The organism is Chryseobacterium sp. B21-037 (assembly GCF_028570785.1).
In the GTDB taxonomy this organism is placed as follows: Bacteria; Bacteroidota; Bacteroidia; order Flavobacteriales; family Weeksellaceae; genus Chryseobacterium; species Chryseobacterium proteolyticum.
On sequence record NZ_JALGCB010000001.1, the window covers coordinates 225,673 to 242,311 of the forward strand.

The window sequence follows — 16,639 nt, forward strand, 5'->3', positions numbered from 1 at the left end:
CAGTTGTCACAAACCCACCTTATCTTTGTACTATGAAAACGAATCAGTCACCCGTTCATTTCCGATCTCTGTCAGCTTTACATGAAGCGATGGGACTTTCTGCACCCAAACATCCTCTTATCACAATTATCAATTATGATGAAACGTGCTTCGATCCGAAAACCTTTGAACAGGGGACAAAATCGGATTTTTACAAAATCTCATTTAAAACCAATTTCAACGGTAAAATCCGTTATGGCCAGGGATATTATGACTTTGAGGAAGGAGGCCTTTCTTTTGTTTCTCCGGGGCAGGTTCTTATTATGGAACAGGAGGAAAGGAGTTATAGTGGCATGTCCCTGCATATTCATCCGGATTTTATAAGACCATATTCTTTAATGAAAAAAATTAAAAATTACGGTTTCTTTTCTTACGCAACTTCGGAAGCATTGTATCTTTCCGAAAATGAAAAGAAAGCAATTCTCGATGTTTTTGAAAGCATTAAGAATGAATTAAATGAAAGGATAGATCAGTTTAGCCAGGATGTTATTATTTCGCAGATTGAGTTGCTGCTTACCTACAGCAATCGCTTTTATAATCGCCAGTTCATTACACGAAAGGCGGTAAATAATGACCTTCTTTCAAGGATGGAGGCTTTACTTGATGATTATTTTGATCGGGAAAAAGGTATAAAAGGACTGCCAACAGTAGAATATATTGCATCACAGCTAAATCTTACACCAAGATACCTGAGTGATATGCTCAGACACCATACAGGGCAGAACGCACAGCAACATATTCACGAAAAGCTTATTGAAAAGGCTAAAGAATATTTGTCCGAAGCTCAATTGTCAGTTTCCGAAACAGCTTATCAATTGGGGTTCGAGCATCCGCAGTCATTCAGTAAACTGTTCAAAAATAAGACAAGACAGACACCTAATCAATACAGACAATCCCTTCAAAAATCAGAATAATGGATCAGAATAATTTAGATAAGATTATAGAAAGGGCTCTTGACATCAGAGAGAAATACCACCGTCTTGAAAAGCAGCAGAACGGTAGTGAATGGACCCTGGAACAGGATGCACTTGCCTACCTTACCGATGCCGGCATTGTCGGACGGGATATTATGTCACATGAGAAAACATGGATTAAAAAAGATGCCTCTGCAGAATTGGAACATAAACTAGCGGAAAATATCTGGTGGTTGATTATCTTAGCAGATCGGACAGGTATTGATATCAAAAATGCTTTAGAGAAATTTTTAACCAAAACAGAAAATATATTTTAATGAGTTATTGTTCAGCCATAGAAAAGATGCAGCCTGAAAGCAGAAAGGCATTACACCAAAAATATCATGACTATCATTATGGATTCCCTATTCATGATGATAATGAATTATTTGGGCGCTTGGTAATGGAAATTAATCAGGCAGGATTAAGCTGGGAAACCATTCTGAAAAAAGAAGAAAGCTTCAGAAATGCCTATGATCAGTTTAATATTCAGAAAGTAGCCGCATATAGTGAAAAAGATCGTGAAAGGTTATTAAATGATAGCGGCATCATTAGAAATAAACTTAAGGTGAACGCTGCCATTGAAAATGCCAAAACAATCATTGAGCTGCAAAAAGAATTCGGATCATTTGAAAAATGGCTGGAACATCATCATCCCAAAACTTTACAGGAATGGATGAAGCTTTTTAAAAAAACATTTAAATTCACAGGTGGAGAAATCGTCAATGAATTCCTGATGAGTATTGGTTATCTGGGTGGTGCCCATACAGAAAACTGCTCTGTATACAAAACCATTCTGAAACATAATCCCATGTGGCAAAAAGGTTAAATCAGGAAGCCTGTAAAATCAATATTTTATTTTCTGATAATAACAGAAAACTCTACGAATACCCGTCTTTAGTATAGGCAGAAACTTCGGATCAATTTAGTCTATCCGAACTTACAATTTCCTTATGCTCCGTTCCCCATTGCTCAAGTTCTTTAATGATAGGCTTTAGCTTATAACCTATTGCTGTAAGTTCATACTCAACACGAGGTGGGACTTCCGCAAAAACGGTTCTTGTAATGATCTTATTTTCTTCCAGCTTCCTGAGTTGTAAGGTAAGCATACGTTCTGTAATATTGGGTAAAAGTTTCCTTAATTCCCCAAATCTCAGTTTACCATTAATCAACCAGCTGCATATAGCCAGTGACCATTGTCCACCGATAATGTTGGAAGCATAAACCTCAGAACATTCATCGGATAAGAGTTTTTTATTCTCAAAATTTGTTGATGTTTCCTTTATTTTGCTCATTACTTACTTTTTTTATAGTACCATACATTAGGTTGCTAATGTACGAAATGTAAGTGGATAGGATTATTTTTGTAACTATAAATTGCATTAAAATGAAAACATTGGTAATTGTTACCCATCCTGTAATGAAAGATTCGCTGATCAATAAAAGATGGGTGGAAGAGCTCTCTCAGTATCCTGAAAAATATACCGTTCATGATCTGTATAAGGAATATCCTGATGGTATAATTGATGTTAAGAGAGAACAGGAATTGATTGAAAGTTATGATAAAATAGTTTTTCAGTTTCCCTTTTATTGGTTCAGCAGTCCGCCGCTTTTAAAAAAATGGTTTGATGAAGTTTTAACTTATGGATGGGCATACGGAAGCAAAAGCGGATTTAAAGTAGGAAGGAAGAAGATTGCTTTGGCTATTACAGCCGGCGTGGAAGAAGAAGATTATTCTGCTTCCGGTAAATATAAATATACAATGAAAGAATTGACCAGACCTTTTGAACTCACTTTTGAATATATAAAAGCAGATTATAAAGATCTTTTTACCTATTACAACTTGGAAATTAATACTTCACAGGAATGGATAGAGAAAAGTGTCCCGGAATATCTGAAGTTTATTGATAAATTATAATAAAAAAGCTGGATCATTTAAATGATTGATGATCCGGCTTTTTCCAACTAGGTTTAAATTTTATTATTTTTTAGAATTTCTTTTATCGTAATTCCATTGTAAAAATCATAGACAAACGGATTCATAAGTATTTTATTTTATAGATATTAGAAATTCTTTAACCCACCGTCTTCGTATCTTCTTCCTTCAGTATTTTTTTCTCCTTCATCGATATCATCATTCTTTCCTTTTTGTATTTTTTCCAGTCGAATCCATTGAGGAAATCCAGTGCGGCTGAAAAACCCGCATTGAAAAGTTGTTCCTTTTCTTCCCTTTTCATAAAGAAATTAAGCCAGCTGCTGGTTCCACAATCTACGGTTTGTATGCTATACAAACGATAAAAAGTATGTTTGGTGAGGAATGATTTATCATTAAAGCCTTTCAGGGTTTCAATGATATTTCCTGCATATGAAAAAGGGGTTTTTAAGATCTGCTCGCTGGTTTTCCCCTTATCGGCATCCCCTTCGGACTTACTCGTAAGCTGTACACCAAACAGAGGCATTCTCGGATAGAATACATCATTGGCATGAAAAAGATCAATAGGGAAATTGGAAATGCTTCCCCCATCTATGAAAACACCCACAGGATAAATATCTTGCGGTTTTGTATTCATCCAGAACCTCCATGCGTATTTTACAGAATCATCATCCTTATTAATCCTCTTTTGAAAAGGTTCAAAAAAGAAAGGAACAGACATGGAAGCACGCACAAATTCAGCCGGACTGCTGTGTTTGAGTTCTTCTTCTGACCAGTATAAATTGGCCATCGTAGGCAGTTCCACCTTTATTTTAGCGTTAATATCTGTTGTAACGACAACGTATTCTGATCTTAACTGATAGAAGGGGTTATTTTTATAATGATCATTGCTGACGGCACTGTCATAAAATATTTTATACTGCGTTTCGTCTATATGTTCCAGATTAGCATTTTTTATTTCTTCTATACTTCTTAGTGCTATGGTGTAGTATTCCTGATTATTGCCGTAACGGTAATTAAGATTGAGTGCACCCTCCCTGGCAGAAAATTTCTGATTAAGGTCAGCGACCGTTTTCACACCGAAACTATCCAGAGCATCTTTCATGGTATTTAAAAATGTGTTTCCGGGATTAAGACCGCTGTTTTGCTTACGGAAATCATTATAAAACTTTTTCAGGCAGAAAAATATCAGAATCAAAGGAATAATGGGAATAAGGAAAATAAGCTTAGCCCTCCATACCGTTTCAGAGGATACCGCAAATGGGGTAATCACAAGGATGAGTAAAATAATAATGGCAATAATCGTATTTATCTTCAGGAAGTTTTTGTTATTAAGCATTGCATGGATAGTAGTCCTTACATAAGGTTTACCATCCATAAAATCTGCAAAATTCCAGTTGAATAAAATTTCTTTGATTACTTCACTTTTAGCTTCTTCTTTTGTTTTATAAGCCGCAATTAACATTGTATTGATAGCCCCGGCACTTGTACCTGCCACTTTCAGAAAACGGACACCGAATATTTCAAGACCATAGAGATAACCTACCAGTGCACTTCCCCAAACACCACCGCCTTCCTGTACAAATTCGACATATTGATGGCCTTCAGCGTCCAGTAGATCCGAGAACTCTTTGGTGGAAATATTTTCATGCAGAGCCATAAGTTTGTCTTTAGACTCTTTTGAAAGAACATTATCACCGAGAATTTTATTAAGAAGATCCGGGTTCATGGTGGTTTGGTGTTTTTAGATTTAAAATAAAAAACTGCAGCTTTTGTATAGTCGCTTTAAAGCTCAGTGGTTTTATTGAAGATAAAAATACCAAAAGATATCCAAATTTCACCCCATTTTCAGAGTTAAATATTCAATAAGCATCGGTGCTAAACTGAGTGACCTGTGGGATTAAAAAAAACTTAGCTCTTAAGAAAAATTGCAAATTTTATAATTATGTTTGGTAAGCAAATCTAATCCTTCCCTTAAAAAACTCCATATCTTGAAGACCGATCCATCACCACTGTTTTCTCCTCGCATAAATAAAAGTAACAATGACAATTAAAGCCATTAATCCCAAAGTGAAATAATAACCATGCTTATGATGCAGTTCCGGCATATTATCAAAGTTCATTCCGTAGACTCCCGCTATAAAAGTAATCGGTAAGAAGTAAACAGAATAAATTGCCAATACCTTCATCACCTGGTTGGCTTTTTGATCCGATAATGCCAGGAACATAGAAATAAGGTTGGTGATCTGGATGTTCAGGTGATCAAAATCGGCAACAACGTCTTTGTGCTTATCTTTCAGGTCTACAAATTCGGAATCCTGAAGATTCAGAAGTTTAAACTTATCAACGGCATCTGTAGAAATAATAAGGACCCTGGAATTCAAACCTGATTTTCTTTTCAGTTTATAAAGCCTTCGGATCTGGGTCGTATGATTGGTATTCTTTAAGAAAATTTCATTTTCTATATTATCCATGGTTTCCAGTAAGCTGATTGACTCATCATCAAAGCTTTTCATGATCAATAGGGCGATCATCAAGGCGATATTTTCCGGTGACGAATCTGTGGTGCTGGAAGAAAGTTGTTTTTTTGTTTCGGTGATACTTCTGGTTTTCATCCTGTGAACTGTAATGATCGTATTTTCCAGAAGAAAAATTCCAATTTTGGTGCTGATATCACTTATCGTATTCAGATTTTTCCTTTCCAGTTCTGTACTTTCCCGCAGCAGGAAGAACTTTACATTCCCATCCTCTTCATATTTCGGAAGGTGATTAGGATCAAGGGTGTCTTCCAGAAGGAGATTATTAATCTCATATCTTTCATGAAGAAACTGTAAATCTTCTGGGGTTGGAGCTTCTACATCCACCCATTCGCAGTGGGAATCTCTGTATATCGTATCGATTGGCATAAAGTAAAAATACTAATATTTTGAAATACTATGGGTCAAATAAGTTTATCTTTGCCAAAATTAAAAAACTATATGATTAAAAGTACAATAAAAGGAATCGGATTTTATGTTCCGGATAATGTTGTAACGAATGATGATTTAGCTAAATTAATGACTACCAATGATGAATGGATCACGGAGAGGACAGGTATCAAAGAAAGAAGACACAGGAAAAACAGAAACGATTCACAGGAGACGACAGCCTACCTGGCATTCAAAGCGTCTGAAAAAGCTCTTGAAAAAGCAGGATTAACCGCTAAGGATATCGATTATATTGTTTTTGCCACGCTTTCTCCCGATTATTATTTTCCAGGATGTGGGGTATTGCTTCAGGATATGCTGGGATGCGATACCATCGGAGCATTGGATGTAAGGAATCAATGTTCAGGATTTGTTTACGCGATGAGTGTAGCTAATGCTTTTATTAAAACCGGAGCCTATAAAAATATTTTAGTCGTAGGCGCTGAGGTACATTCCTTTGGTTTGGATTTTTCTGATGAAGGAAGAGGAGTTTCCGTGATTTTCGGGGATGGGGCAGGAGCTGTTATCCTTTCTGCAACTGAGGACGAGAATGCGGGAGATGTTTTATCCTTTAATATGCATTCTGAAGGTAAATATGCAGACGAATTATGTACCCAGTTCCCGGGTTCAAAATACGGCTGGAGTGATCGCATGAGAAAGGAGCCCGAAAATGTTACCAATAAAGAAGTATATCCTATTATGAATGGAAACTTCGTATTCAAACATGCGGTAACAAGATTTCCTGAAACGATGGTGGAAGCATTAAATAAAGCAGGAAAAACAGTTGAAGATCTCGATATGTTTATTCCCCATCAGGCGAATCTGAGAATTGCCCAATTTGTACAGCAGAAGTTCGGATTACCGGATGAAAAAATCTACAACAATATCCAGAAATATGGGAATACAACGGCAGCTTCTATTCCGATTGCTTTAAGCGAAGCGATTGAAGAAGGTAAAATCAAAAGAGGAGACCTGGTACTTCTTTCCGCTTTCGGAAGTGGATTTACCTGGGGAAGTGTATTGTTTGAATATTAATATCTTGATTGGATATATATAAATAAGAACCGCAGTTACACTGCGGTTCTTATTTATATATAGAAGTTGTTTAAAGGCTCTTCAATAATTTTTCAGTATCCGAAGCATCTTCACCGCTACTCTTAGCCAGTGCTACAGACTTTTCAGCCCAGATTTTAGCATTCTTTTTATCCCCAACCTTATTGTAAAGGTTCGCTAAGGTATCTGTATTTGCATAGCTTTCATTTTTCTTTACCGATTCCTGAGCCCAAAGGATTGCTTTTTCAAGAGATGATTTTGTGGTTACATTTTCAAAAAAGTTCCATGCAATAGAATTCAGTTCTTCAGAAGAGGCAGCCGAATAATCTTTGTATAAATCTAAAGTTAATGCCTCATAAGTGGCAATGTCCTTATTTTTCAATGCTCTGCTGGATTTTGCTCTTTTTAAGATTTTTTCAGATTCTTCTTTGCTTAGAAACTTCTGGGTTTCGGCTAAAAAGTAACTGTCATTCCATGTTTTGGTGTCGGCATTATAAGACTTTTTAACGATGGTATTCATCTTAATATTCTTATCAACCATATCGTATTTTTCACCAGGAAGGACCTTCACAATGTCCGCTTTTTTATCTTTAAAAATTTTGTACAAAGGACTTTCTGTACTTTGAATTCCGGCAAGTAATATCTGAACATCTTCCTGATTCAGACTGGATTTTCCCTGGAAATAACGATCCAGGACTTTACCCGCAAATTCCGAGTCATTATAAATGGTAAGTCCGGCAAGATTCTTTAAGAATTCAGGATCTTTTTCTCCGTTTTCGAATTTTTGCTTTAATGCAGTCAGTCTTTTATTCGGGTCTTCCGCATCTTTAGCAAACTGAACGAAATCATTTTCTTCTACGTATCCTAACGTTCTGTGTACTTCTTCACCGTTTGCATTAATGAACAAGTAGGTAGGGAAAGCTTTTACATTATATTTTTTGGCAAGGTCAATTCCTTCCCCTTTTTCCATGTCAATTTTGGCATTGATAAAATGAGAATTATAGTAATCTCCAACATTTTTCAATGGGAAAATGTTTTTTGCCATCAGTTTGCATGGTCCACACCATGATGCATAGGCATCGATAAAGATCAGCTTGTTTTCTTTTTTTGCTTTAGCAACAACGCTTGCGAAGCTGGTATCCTCAAATTTGATACCTTGTGCAAAAGCAAATACACCCACGAAGATTGAAGAGAGTATCGTTAACTTTTTCATAAATACTTTTTTATTGATTGCAAATGTAATAAATATGTCAATGCATAAGTCGTACTACAGTGAAAATTGTTACGGTATTATCTATTTTAATGATAAATTTTTAACACCAGTTGATGGTATTCTTCTTCTATGTAAAAATAAATCCGCAGAAATTCTGCGGATTATTTTATTATTTTGCTTTTGTAGAATCTGTTTTCGTTTTTAAACTGTCCGATGGGTTGGTTTGAGCCGTGTCAGAGTTGGCAACTGCAGAATCTCCCATTGTATTTCTCATGGCATTTTTATCATGCTCATCTTTAAATTCTTCCCGCTTTTCTTTATTCTGGGCGCAGCTGCTCATAATAAATAACCCTAAAACTGCTCCGATCCATAATTTTTTCATAGTAATTTCTTTTAATGTTTGTTGATCAAATATAGAAAAATATTAGTATTAATAGTATATAAGCTAATATTCATTATAAAAATACGATATAATGTAATTTTTCAGTTATTTTTGAGATCTATTGGATATCAAAGCATTATAAGAAAAAGAGATGGAACTGCAATTGATGAAACCTAAGAATCCCACGCTGGGTAATTTTCTGGAAGGTTATTATTTCCTGAATAAAAGCCGGTATTCAGAGGATATAGAGTATCTCACTTTTCCTAATAACTACAGTATTGTATCAATATCCCGGAATGTAGAGCTGCAGTTTGAAAATAATGAGATACGGGTCATTGAAAAAAATAACGGCGGATTTTCATCAGACTTAATATGCCATTATAAAAGGCCTATAAAAGTATTAATACAAGGCTGCTTAAATGAAATAACCTTTTACTTTAAGCCATTGGGATTAAATGCTTTTTTAGAACGCCCATTGAAAGAATATACCAAGGACTTTTCCAAAATGTTTTTCCCTTATGATGATTTTGAAGCCTCAATGATTCCGATTTTAGAAGAACAGGATCCTGAAAAAAGAGTAGAAATGATTGAAGATTTTTGGATGTCCAGGTATATAGGTTTCAATCATGCATTCCTTAATGAATTGGTGGGTGATGTACTGATGGACCTGGATAAGTCTATAGAAGCTCATGCCTGCGAATATAAAACAACAAGGCAGACGATTAATAAGCTTTTCGATCTTTATTTATGTAAAAGTCCGTCCGATTTCAGGAAAATTCAACGGTTCAGAGAAACTCTCCTGGAGCATGTCGGGAAGAAAACTCTTACCGAACTAAGCTATGATCACCTGTTTTATGATCAATCCCACCTGATAAAAGATTTTAAGGCGCTTACAGGTTTTACCCCTAAAAAATTTTTTGACAAGGTATATTCCGAAGGAAAAGTAAAATGGTTGTTTCTTTAGCCAGGTTTACAATTTTACAATTTTTCATAGAGAGGAATGTGTACTTTTGAAAGCAATACCACTAATCACGAAAACTAAAATTAGCACCAGAATCAAAATCTGTACTCCATAAAAAAATCCGTAGCGTTTCAGCTGCGGATTTTCCATATTTAGGTTAAAAATTTATTATCGGGTTGCGGGAGCTTTTACGGTATCCATTTTCATTTTGATACTATCAGGAGGTAATGTCTTTGTTTTGACTGTATCAGTAGTAGAAGGGGCTGTTTTCACAGTTTTATCTACTGCTGTAGAATCTGTAGTTCCTGATGACATTTGGGGCTCCTTGGTTCCGCAACTCACTGCAAATATCCCTAAACCCAGGGTTAGCAATATCAACTTTTTCATAATATTCTGTTTTGGTGTATAACAGACAGTTCAATAATTGTTCCTAACGGGGTGGTCGTATTATTAAAAAACAATAAAAAAATGAAAATTATGTTAATTAAAACTTTATTGCGTTTATTTGAATAATAAAATTTAAGAATTGTATTTAAAATATTTATAATGATGAAATTTTATGTGACTTTATAAGGATGAACAAGAGATATATAAAACATAAAAAACCGCCCTTGTAAGGGCGGTTACTATTTTATTCATGATGCTCATACATTTTATTGTATAAATTAATAAACTTTTCTTTGACCGCTTTTCTCTTGAGTTTAAGAGTAGGCGTTAAAAGACCTCCTTCAATACTCCATACTTCAGGAGTCAATTCAATCTTTTTAATTTTTTCCCAGTTTCCGAGATGTTCATTAATGCCATCAATTTCTTTTTCTATTCTTTCTTTTAATTCAGGGCTTTTTGCAATTTCCTGAGGAGTAGAGCCTACATTCAGATTATTTCTCATAGCCCAGCTTTTGGCAAATTCAAAGTCTGGCTGAATAAGTGCACATGGCATTTTCTCGCCGTCACCGACTACCATAATCTGTTCTATGAATTTAGAAGCTTTTGCCAGGTTTTCTATAATCTGTGGTGCAATATATTTACCTCCGGATGTTTTGAACATTTCTTTCTTACGATCGGTGATTTGTAGAAAGCCGTCAGCATCAATATTTCCGATATCTCCGGTTTTAAAATATCCGTCTTCAGTAAAAACTTCTTTTGTCATTTCTTCATTTTTAAAATAACCTTTAAAAACAGAAGGACCTTTTACTGTTATTTCACCGTCTTCCTGGATTTTTACATGTAAATTATCCAATGGAAGTCCTACGGTTCCGATTTTCATCTTATCAAAACTATTTACGGAGATCACGGGCGATGTTTCCGTTAATCCATATCCTTCCAGAATAGGAATCCCGGCATTCTGAAACATCAGGTTTAATCTTGTGGAAAGTGCTGCAGAACCTGAAACCAAAGTGATGATTTCACCTCCCAGACCTTCTCTCCATTTTGAAAATACAAGTTTATCAGCAATAAGTTCCAAAAGACCGGAAGGCTTTGAAACTTCTTTCTTTTTTGAGATCAGGTTCAGGGCCCAGAAAAAGATTTTTGATTTTAATCCTCCTGCTGAAGATCCGGTGTTGTAAATCTTATCATATACTTTTTCTACCAATCGCGGAACAACACTCATATAATGAGGTTTTACCTCCTTTACATTTTCTCCCATTTTATCAATGCTTTCAGCGAAATAAACGGAGAACCCATTGTATTGGAACAGGTAGAAAAGCATTCTTTCAAAAATATGACAGATCGGCAAAAAGCTTAACACTCTTGTTTCTTTATAGTCAAGGCTTCTTTTCTTGGGAATCCTTGGAACAGAACCCAGAACATTGGAAACGATATTATGGTGGGTAAGCATTACTCCTTTAGGCCTTCCTGTAGTTCCTGAAGTATAAATAATGGTGGCCAAGTCTTCAGAATTAATGGCATTCGAAAGATCTTCCACTTCAATTTGTGTAGAATCATCTTCACCCAGATCCAAAATTTCACGCCAGTTTGGAGCACCACTGATCATATCAAATGTGAAAACCCCTTGTAAAGAAGGAATGTTATGCTTCACCTTCATTACTTTAGCAAGCAATTCTTTATCAGAAACAAAGCAATATTGTATTTCGGCATTATTAAAGATGAATTCGTAATCTTCATGGGATATGCTTGGATATACAGGGACTGAAACAACACCGATCTGGGAGAGTCCCAAATCCATCACCGCCCATTCCGTACGGGTATTGGTGGTAATGAGTGCAATCTTATCTCCGGGTTTTATTCCAAGCTTTAAAAGTCCCCTGGATATTTTGTTTCCCTGATTGATAAATTCCTGTGTAGATGTTTTTTTCCATTCACCCTGATACTTTGTAACGAACATGTCCGTTTTAGGAAATTTCTCCAAAGCATAGTGAGGTATATCGAATAATCTTTTGATCGTCATAATTTTTTATGTAATTTTTAAGGAAATCTAAATATAAGCATTTTTGTGAAAATAGCATAAACCTCACTGGAATTTTATAATAGTAATTATTTTTTCAGATTTGCTTAAAAAGTGTAAATTTACGACCATCTAATTATTAATTTTTATGGACTTTAATTTATCCGAAGAACAGCTGATGATACAGCAGGCAGCAAGAGATTTTGCACAAAACGAACTATTACCAGGGGTTATTGAAAGAGATCGCGATCAGAAATTCCCGACTGAGCAGGTAAAGAAGATGGGTGAAATGGGGCTTTTAGGGATGATGGTAGATCCGAAGTACGGTGGAGCAGGAATGGATAGTGTTTCTTACGTTTTGGCAATGGAGGAGATCGCAAAAGTAGATGCATCTGCAGCGGTTGTAATGTCTGTAAACAATTCATTAGTTTGTGCAGGTTTGGAAAAATTTGCTTCTGAGGAACAAAAACAAAAATATCTTACCCCTTTGGCAAGTGGACAGGTAATTGGTGCATTTGCTTTATCTGAGCCTGAAGCAGGATCTGATGCGACATCACAAAAGACCACTGCAGAGGATAAGGGAGATTATTACCTTTTGAACGGAATCAAGAACTGGATTACCAACGGAGGTACGGCTACTTATTACATCGTTATTGCACAAACTGACCCTGAGAAAAAGCATAAGGGAATCAATGCGTTTATCGTGGAAAGAGGATGGGAAGGTTTTGAAATCGGACCGAAAGAAGATAAATTGGGAATCAGAGGAAGTGATACACACTCTTTGATCTTTAATAACGTAAAAGTACCAAAAGAGAACAGAATCGGAGAAGATGGATTTGGATTCAATTTTGCTATGGCTGTACTAAATGGAGGAAGAATCGGGATTGCTTCTCAGGCTTTAGGAATTGCTTCCGGAGCTTATGAGCTGGCTTTGAAATATGCTAAAACGAGAAAAGCGTTTAAAACTGAAATTATCAACCACCAGGCTATTGCCTTCAAATTAGCAGACATGGCTACGCAAATTACAGCTGCCAGAATGCTTTGCTTTAAGGCTGCAACTGAAAAAGATGCAGGAAAAGATATCTCTGAAAGTGGAGCGATGGCAAAGTTATATGCTTCCCAGGTAGCAATGGATACTTCTATTGAAGCAGTACAGATCCATGGTGGCTATGGATACGTGAAAGAATATCACGTGGAAAGATTTATGCGTGATGCTAAGATCACCCAGATCTATGAAGGAACTTCTGAAATCCAGAAAATTGTGATTTCAAGAAGTATTTCAAAATAAAAAAAACAAACAAACACAACTATTTATGAAAAAAACTTGGTGGATTACTCTCGGAGTCATTGTACTTCTTTTAGGAGTATTTGTATGGTATAAATACTTCTTCGTTTTCGGAGAAGGAGTAAAATCAGGTTATCTGAATTACGCGATTAAGAAAGGATATGTTTTTAAGACGTATGAAGGTAAATTGATTCAGGAAGGCTTCGGCCGGGGAAAAACAGGAAGTATAACAAGCTACGAGTTTGAGTTTTCTGTAAACGATCCTGAAGTTTTTAAACAACTTGAAACCAACAGTGGTAAAAGCTTTGATCTTCATTATAAAGAATATAAAGGAGCCTTACCATGGAGAGGAAATACCAGGTATGTTGTAGATAAAGTAGTGAATATGAAATAATGAAAGGCTCTCGATCGAGAGCCTTTCATATACACGCACCACAAAATATTAAGATATAATATTGTTTCTTTTATATGATCTTCTTTATATAAGCATTGAATAAAGTAAGATTTTATTTAATAATCACCTGACCGGACTTTGGAAATTGGTCTATACTGCCAGGTGTTCGTTTTTTAATTCTGTATCATAAAGTTAGTAAAGAATATTTTCTTTATGACCTTCCGGGCATTAAAAAAAAATTAAAAATAAAACACCCCCAGGTCTGAAGGTGATTTTGTACTTAATGAGAAGGGCTTTTGGGAATATTTTTGTTTTTTCTTTTGTAAAAATAATATCCGATCCCTCCGATAAGGAATACAGGCCAGAAAGGCAGGAAAAATAAAAAAATTCCTGTGATAACATCCCATCCTGAAGAGATGGCAGCGATCGAGCGATTACCAAAAGTTTCAGGTTCTTTATCTTCCGCATACCATGATGTTGTTCCGTACAAAGTAATTTCCAGATCACACATAGTATTTTCCAGATAATTCTGCCCGGAAACTTCTGTTTCTTTTTTTTCAACAGAGCCGATACTACTGAGATCAGCCATAAGATATTCAAATTTCTGGATGGGAACCTTTACTCGCAGATAAGCCGTTTTCTTATCATCATTACCCGAAGAAATACTTTCACTTCTTATAAAACCATCATATTTTCTTATTTGCTCGCTTACAAGGTCTTTGGCTGTTTCGGCGTTTTCAACTTTTAATTCCAGGGTACCCGTTTTTATCATTTTGTTTTTAGAAATATTTGCTTCTTCATTTGCCTTGTTGTTTTTATCTTTATAAACAACCCGGGTTTCTCTAATGATCTTTGGAGAAGGAACATTGATCACCATTTTTTCAGCTTTTTTTTCCGTAGAATCTTTCTTTTCTTTTTTGATTCAAGCCGGGTGGAAGTAATCTGCTGCGAAAGGGAGTCTACGCTTTTTGAGGTCGCTTCAATAGTTTCTTTGAGGTTGCTTTGAGCTTGATCAAATTCTTTGATTTTTACATTGGCAGAATCAAATACAGCATCTGCCGTGTTGGCCATCTTATTGATGCCTTCTGATGCGGCAACAACAGAACTGTCAACAGATTGTACAGCTTCTTTCAGCTGAGATTGCGTTGCTTCACTTTTTTTACATGCTATAAAGGAGGTGGATAAAGCAATAAGTAAGATATACTTTTTCATAAGATTAATTTTTTTGATGAGGTAAAATTAGCTGGGTGATCAAAGCTTCGCTTGTAAAAAGACTGTATTCTTTCGGTAAAATCTTAAGTGCTATGTAATGAGGCGTTTGTATTGTTTGTAAAACTATTTTACAAATGGGGAATGCTTTTGTTTTATAGATTTGTACAAAAAAAACCGCTCAGTATCTGCTGAACGGTTTTAAATTATTGGGTAACAATTTTTTATTGTTGACTGAACTCACTGATGAAATGGAGTTTGACATTCGGGAATTTCTCCTGAGTCATATGGATGGTAAACGAAGAATCCGCTAAAAATACAAGCTGGTTATACTTATCTCTTGCCAGGAATCTCTGTTTCAGCCTTGCAAATTCTTTAAATTCCTCAGATTTTTCATCTGCTTCCACCCAACATGCTTTGTGCATAGAAAGAGGTTCGTACGTACATTTTGCTCCGTATTCATGCTCAAGACGGTATTGAATAACTTCATACTGAAGCGCACCTACCGTTCCGATTATTTTTCGGTTGTTCATTTCAAGGGTAAATAACTGAGCAACCCCTTCGTCCATTAGTTGATCGATACCTTTAGCCAATTGCTTAGCTTTAAGTGGGTCGTTATTATTGATATAACGGAAATGTTCAGGAGAGAAACTAGGTATTCCTTTAAAGCTCAATTTTTCTCCACCGGTTAATGTATCACCAATCCTGAAACTTCCCGTATCGTGTAATCCTACAATATCACCAGGGAAACTTTCATCTACTACTTCTTTTTTATCTGCAAAGAAAGCATTAGGAGATGAGAATTTCATTTTTTTACCTTCTCTTACTAATAAGTAATTTTCATTTCTTTTAAAAGTTCCGGATACAATTTTAACGAATGCCAGGCGGTCTCTGTGTTTAGGATCCATATTAGCATGGATTTTGAAAACGAATCCTGTAAAATTATTTTCCTCAGGTTTTACAATTCGGGTATCGCTTTCTTTAGGTTGAGGCATAGGTGCAATTTCTATAAAAGCATCCAATAATTCACGTACCCCAAAGTTGTTCAAAGCAGATCCAAAGAAAACCGGCTGTAAATCACCTTTCATATAGTCTTCACGACTGAATTCCGGGTAAACGGATTGCACGAGCTCCAGCTCATCACGTAAAGTTTTAGCCGCTTTTTCCCCGATCAGTTCATCGATGGCAGGATCGTTGATATCATCAAATTTAACCGTCTCACCAACTTTTTGCTTTTTTTCCTCCAGAAATAACTGGATATTGTTTTCCCAGATATTATAAATACCCTGGAAGTCACTACCCATTCCAATTGGCAGGGAAAGAGGGACTACACTAAGACCCAATTTTTGTTCAACTTCATCTAACAAGTCAAAAGCATCCTTACCTTCACGGTCCAGTTTATTAATGAAAACCAGCATCGGGATGTTTCTCATTCTACAAACCTGAACCAGTTTTTCCGTTTGTTCCTCAACTCCTTTTGCCACGTCTATCACGACGATTACGGAATCAACTGCAGTTAATGTTCTATACGTGTCTTCGGCAAAATCCTTGTGCCCGGGAGTATCCAGAATGTTTATTTTGTGCCCTTTGTATTCAAAAGCCAATACGGAAGTGGCAACAGAGATCCCTCTCTGTCTTTCAATTTCCATAAAGTCGGAGGTAGCTCCTTTTTTTATCTTGTTGGATTTTACTGCACCAGCTTCCTGAATAGCTCCCCCGAAAAGAAGTAACTTTTCCGTCAAGGTTGTTTTTCCGGCATCAGGGTGAGAAATAATCCCAAATGTTTTTCTTTTTTGTATTTCTTTGATTAAGTCTGACATAGTGTATTTTGAAGTTGCAAAAAT

The 16,639-nt window shown here is 36.0% G+C and carries 18 protein-coding genes; 8 read left to right on the plus strand and 10 right to left on the minus strand.

All coding sequences use genetic code 11. The annotated features are described in order from the left end of the window. The first annotated feature begins 32 nt into the window (after positions 1-32). From MTQ00_RS01005 to MTQ00_RS01015, 3 genes are read left to right on the plus strand one after another with little or no spacing between them, the layout of a single operon-like run. Positions 33-953: a helix-turn-helix domain-containing protein gene (locus MTQ00_RS01005; RefSeq protein WP_273647377.1), complete on the plus strand. Its 921-nt coding sequence runs from the start codon at positions 33-35 to the stop codon at positions 951-953. After that, complete coding sequence (locus MTQ00_RS01010; RefSeq protein WP_273647378.1) at positions 953-1,270, plus strand: MazG-like protein; 318 nt, start codon at positions 953-955, stop codon at positions 1,268-1,270. The genes MTQ00_RS01005 and MTQ00_RS01010 overlap by 1 nt, the downstream gene beginning before the upstream one ends. After that, on the plus strand, positions 1,270-1,821 hold the full coding sequence (locus tag MTQ00_RS01015) for a DNA-3-methyladenine glycosylase I (RefSeq protein WP_172277335.1): 552 nt from the start codon (positions 1,270-1,272) through the stop codon (positions 1,819-1,821). The genes MTQ00_RS01010 and MTQ00_RS01015 overlap by 1 nt, the downstream gene beginning before the upstream one ends. A 91-nt stretch (positions 1,822-1,912) precedes the next feature. On the opposite strand, the gene MTQ00_RS01020 is transcribed toward MTQ00_RS01015, so the two are convergent. After that, positions 1,913-2,287, minus strand: coding sequence for a winged helix-turn-helix transcriptional regulator (locus MTQ00_RS01020; RefSeq protein WP_273647379.1), 375 nt, complete (start codon positions 2,285-2,287; stop codon positions 1,913-1,915). Positions 2,288-2,379: 92 nt separating this feature from the next. Between MTQ00_RS01020 and MTQ00_RS01025 the strand changes: the two genes are divergently transcribed. Further along, complete coding sequence (locus MTQ00_RS01025; RefSeq protein ID WP_273647380.1) at positions 2,380-2,910, plus strand: NAD(P)H-dependent oxidoreductase; 531 nt, start codon at positions 2,380-2,382, stop codon at positions 2,908-2,910. A 157-nt stretch (positions 2,911-3,067) separates the two neighbouring features. Here MTQ00_RS01025 and MTQ00_RS01030 read toward each other — a convergent pair whose 3' ends face one another. Both MTQ00_RS01030 and MTQ00_RS01035 read right to left on the minus strand, forming a co-directional pair. After that, entirely contained in the window at positions 3,068-4,654 is a 1,587-nt protein-coding gene (locus tag MTQ00_RS01030) for a patatin-like phospholipase family protein (RefSeq protein ID WP_273647381.1), read from the minus strand. Positions 4,655-4,931: 277 nt separating this feature from the next. Continuing rightward, positions 4,932-5,831, minus strand: coding sequence for a magnesium transporter CorA family protein (locus tag MTQ00_RS01035; RefSeq protein ID WP_172277350.1), 900 nt, complete (start codon positions 5,829-5,831; stop codon positions 4,932-4,934). Positions 5,832-5,903: 72 nt separating this feature from the next. Here MTQ00_RS01035 and MTQ00_RS01040 point away from each other — a divergent pair, with 72 nt between their 5' ends. After that, complete coding sequence (locus MTQ00_RS01040; RefSeq protein ID WP_172277353.1) at positions 5,904-6,926, plus strand: 3-oxoacyl-ACP synthase III family protein; 1,023 nt, start codon at positions 5,904-5,906, stop codon at positions 6,924-6,926. Positions 6,927-6,996: 70 nt separating this feature from the next. On the opposite strand, the gene MTQ00_RS01045 is transcribed toward MTQ00_RS01040, so the two are convergent. Both MTQ00_RS01045 and MTQ00_RS01050 read right to left on the minus strand, forming a co-directional pair. Then, a complete protein-coding gene (locus MTQ00_RS01045; protein WP_273647382.1) occupies positions 6,997-8,157 on the minus strand; it encodes a thioredoxin family protein in 1,161 nt (386 codons plus the stop codon). A gap of 169 nt (positions 8,158-8,326) precedes the next feature. Continuing rightward, on the minus strand, positions 8,327-8,539 hold the full coding sequence (locus MTQ00_RS01050; RefSeq protein WP_172277359.1) for a hypothetical protein: 213 nt from the start codon (positions 8,537-8,539) through the stop codon (positions 8,327-8,329). A gap of 166 nt (positions 8,540-8,705) precedes the next feature. On the opposite strand from MTQ00_RS01050, the gene MTQ00_RS01055 reads away from it, so the two are divergent. Continuing rightward, positions 8,706-9,503 carry a helix-turn-helix domain-containing protein gene (locus MTQ00_RS01055; protein WP_273647383.1) on the plus strand — a complete coding sequence of 266 codons (798 nt, stop codon included), beginning with the start codon at positions 8,706-8,708 and terminating at the stop codon, positions 9,501-9,503. 165 nt (positions 9,504-9,668) lie between these two features. Here MTQ00_RS01055 and MTQ00_RS01060 read toward each other — a convergent pair whose 3' ends face one another. Both MTQ00_RS01060 and MTQ00_RS01065 read right to left on the minus strand, forming a co-directional pair. After that, positions 9,669-9,887 (minus strand): cytochrome C551, encoded by a 219-nt coding sequence (locus MTQ00_RS01060; RefSeq protein WP_273647384.1) that lies wholly within the window; start codon positions 9,885-9,887, stop codon positions 9,669-9,671. A 244-nt stretch (positions 9,888-10,131) separates the two neighbouring features. Further along, a complete protein-coding gene (locus tag MTQ00_RS01065) occupies positions 10,132-11,910 on the minus strand; it encodes an AMP-dependent synthetase/ligase (RefSeq protein ID WP_172277369.1) in 1,779 nt (592 codons plus the stop codon). A gap of 145 nt (positions 11,911-12,055) precedes the next feature. On the opposite strand from MTQ00_RS01065, the gene MTQ00_RS01070 reads away from it, so the two are divergent. Both MTQ00_RS01070 and MTQ00_RS01075 read left to right on the plus strand, forming a co-directional pair. Then, positions 12,056-13,195 (plus strand): acyl-CoA dehydrogenase, encoded by a 1,140-nt coding sequence (locus tag MTQ00_RS01070; protein WP_172277372.1) that lies wholly within the window; start codon positions 12,056-12,058, stop codon positions 13,193-13,195. 25 nt (positions 13,196-13,220) lie between these two features. Beyond that, on the plus strand, positions 13,221-13,586 hold the full coding sequence (locus MTQ00_RS01075; protein WP_172277375.1) for a hypothetical protein: 366 nt from the start codon (positions 13,221-13,223) through the stop codon (positions 13,584-13,586). A 280-nt stretch (positions 13,587-13,866) separates the two neighbouring features. Here MTQ00_RS01075 and MTQ00_RS01080 read toward each other — a convergent pair whose 3' ends face one another. The 3 genes from MTQ00_RS01080 to MTQ00_RS01090 all read right to left on the minus strand — a co-directional run bounded on the left by MTQ00_RS01080 (position 13,867) and on the right by MTQ00_RS01090 (position 16,615). After that, complete coding sequence (locus MTQ00_RS01080; RefSeq protein ID WP_273647385.1) at positions 13,867-14,463, minus strand: DUF4349 domain-containing protein; 597 nt, start codon at positions 14,461-14,463, stop codon at positions 13,867-13,869. Continuing rightward, on the minus strand, positions 14,457-14,798 hold the full coding sequence (locus MTQ00_RS01085; RefSeq protein WP_273647386.1) for a hypothetical protein: 342 nt from the start codon (positions 14,796-14,798) through the stop codon (positions 14,457-14,459). The genes MTQ00_RS01080 and MTQ00_RS01085 overlap by 7 nt, the downstream gene beginning before the upstream one ends. 221 nt (positions 14,799-15,019) lie before the next feature. Then, positions 15,020-16,615: a peptide chain release factor 3 gene (locus MTQ00_RS01090; RefSeq protein ID WP_172277381.1), complete on the minus strand. Its 1,596-nt coding sequence runs from the start codon at positions 16,613-16,615 to the stop codon at positions 15,020-15,022. Positions 16,616-16,639: the final 24 nt, after the last annotated feature.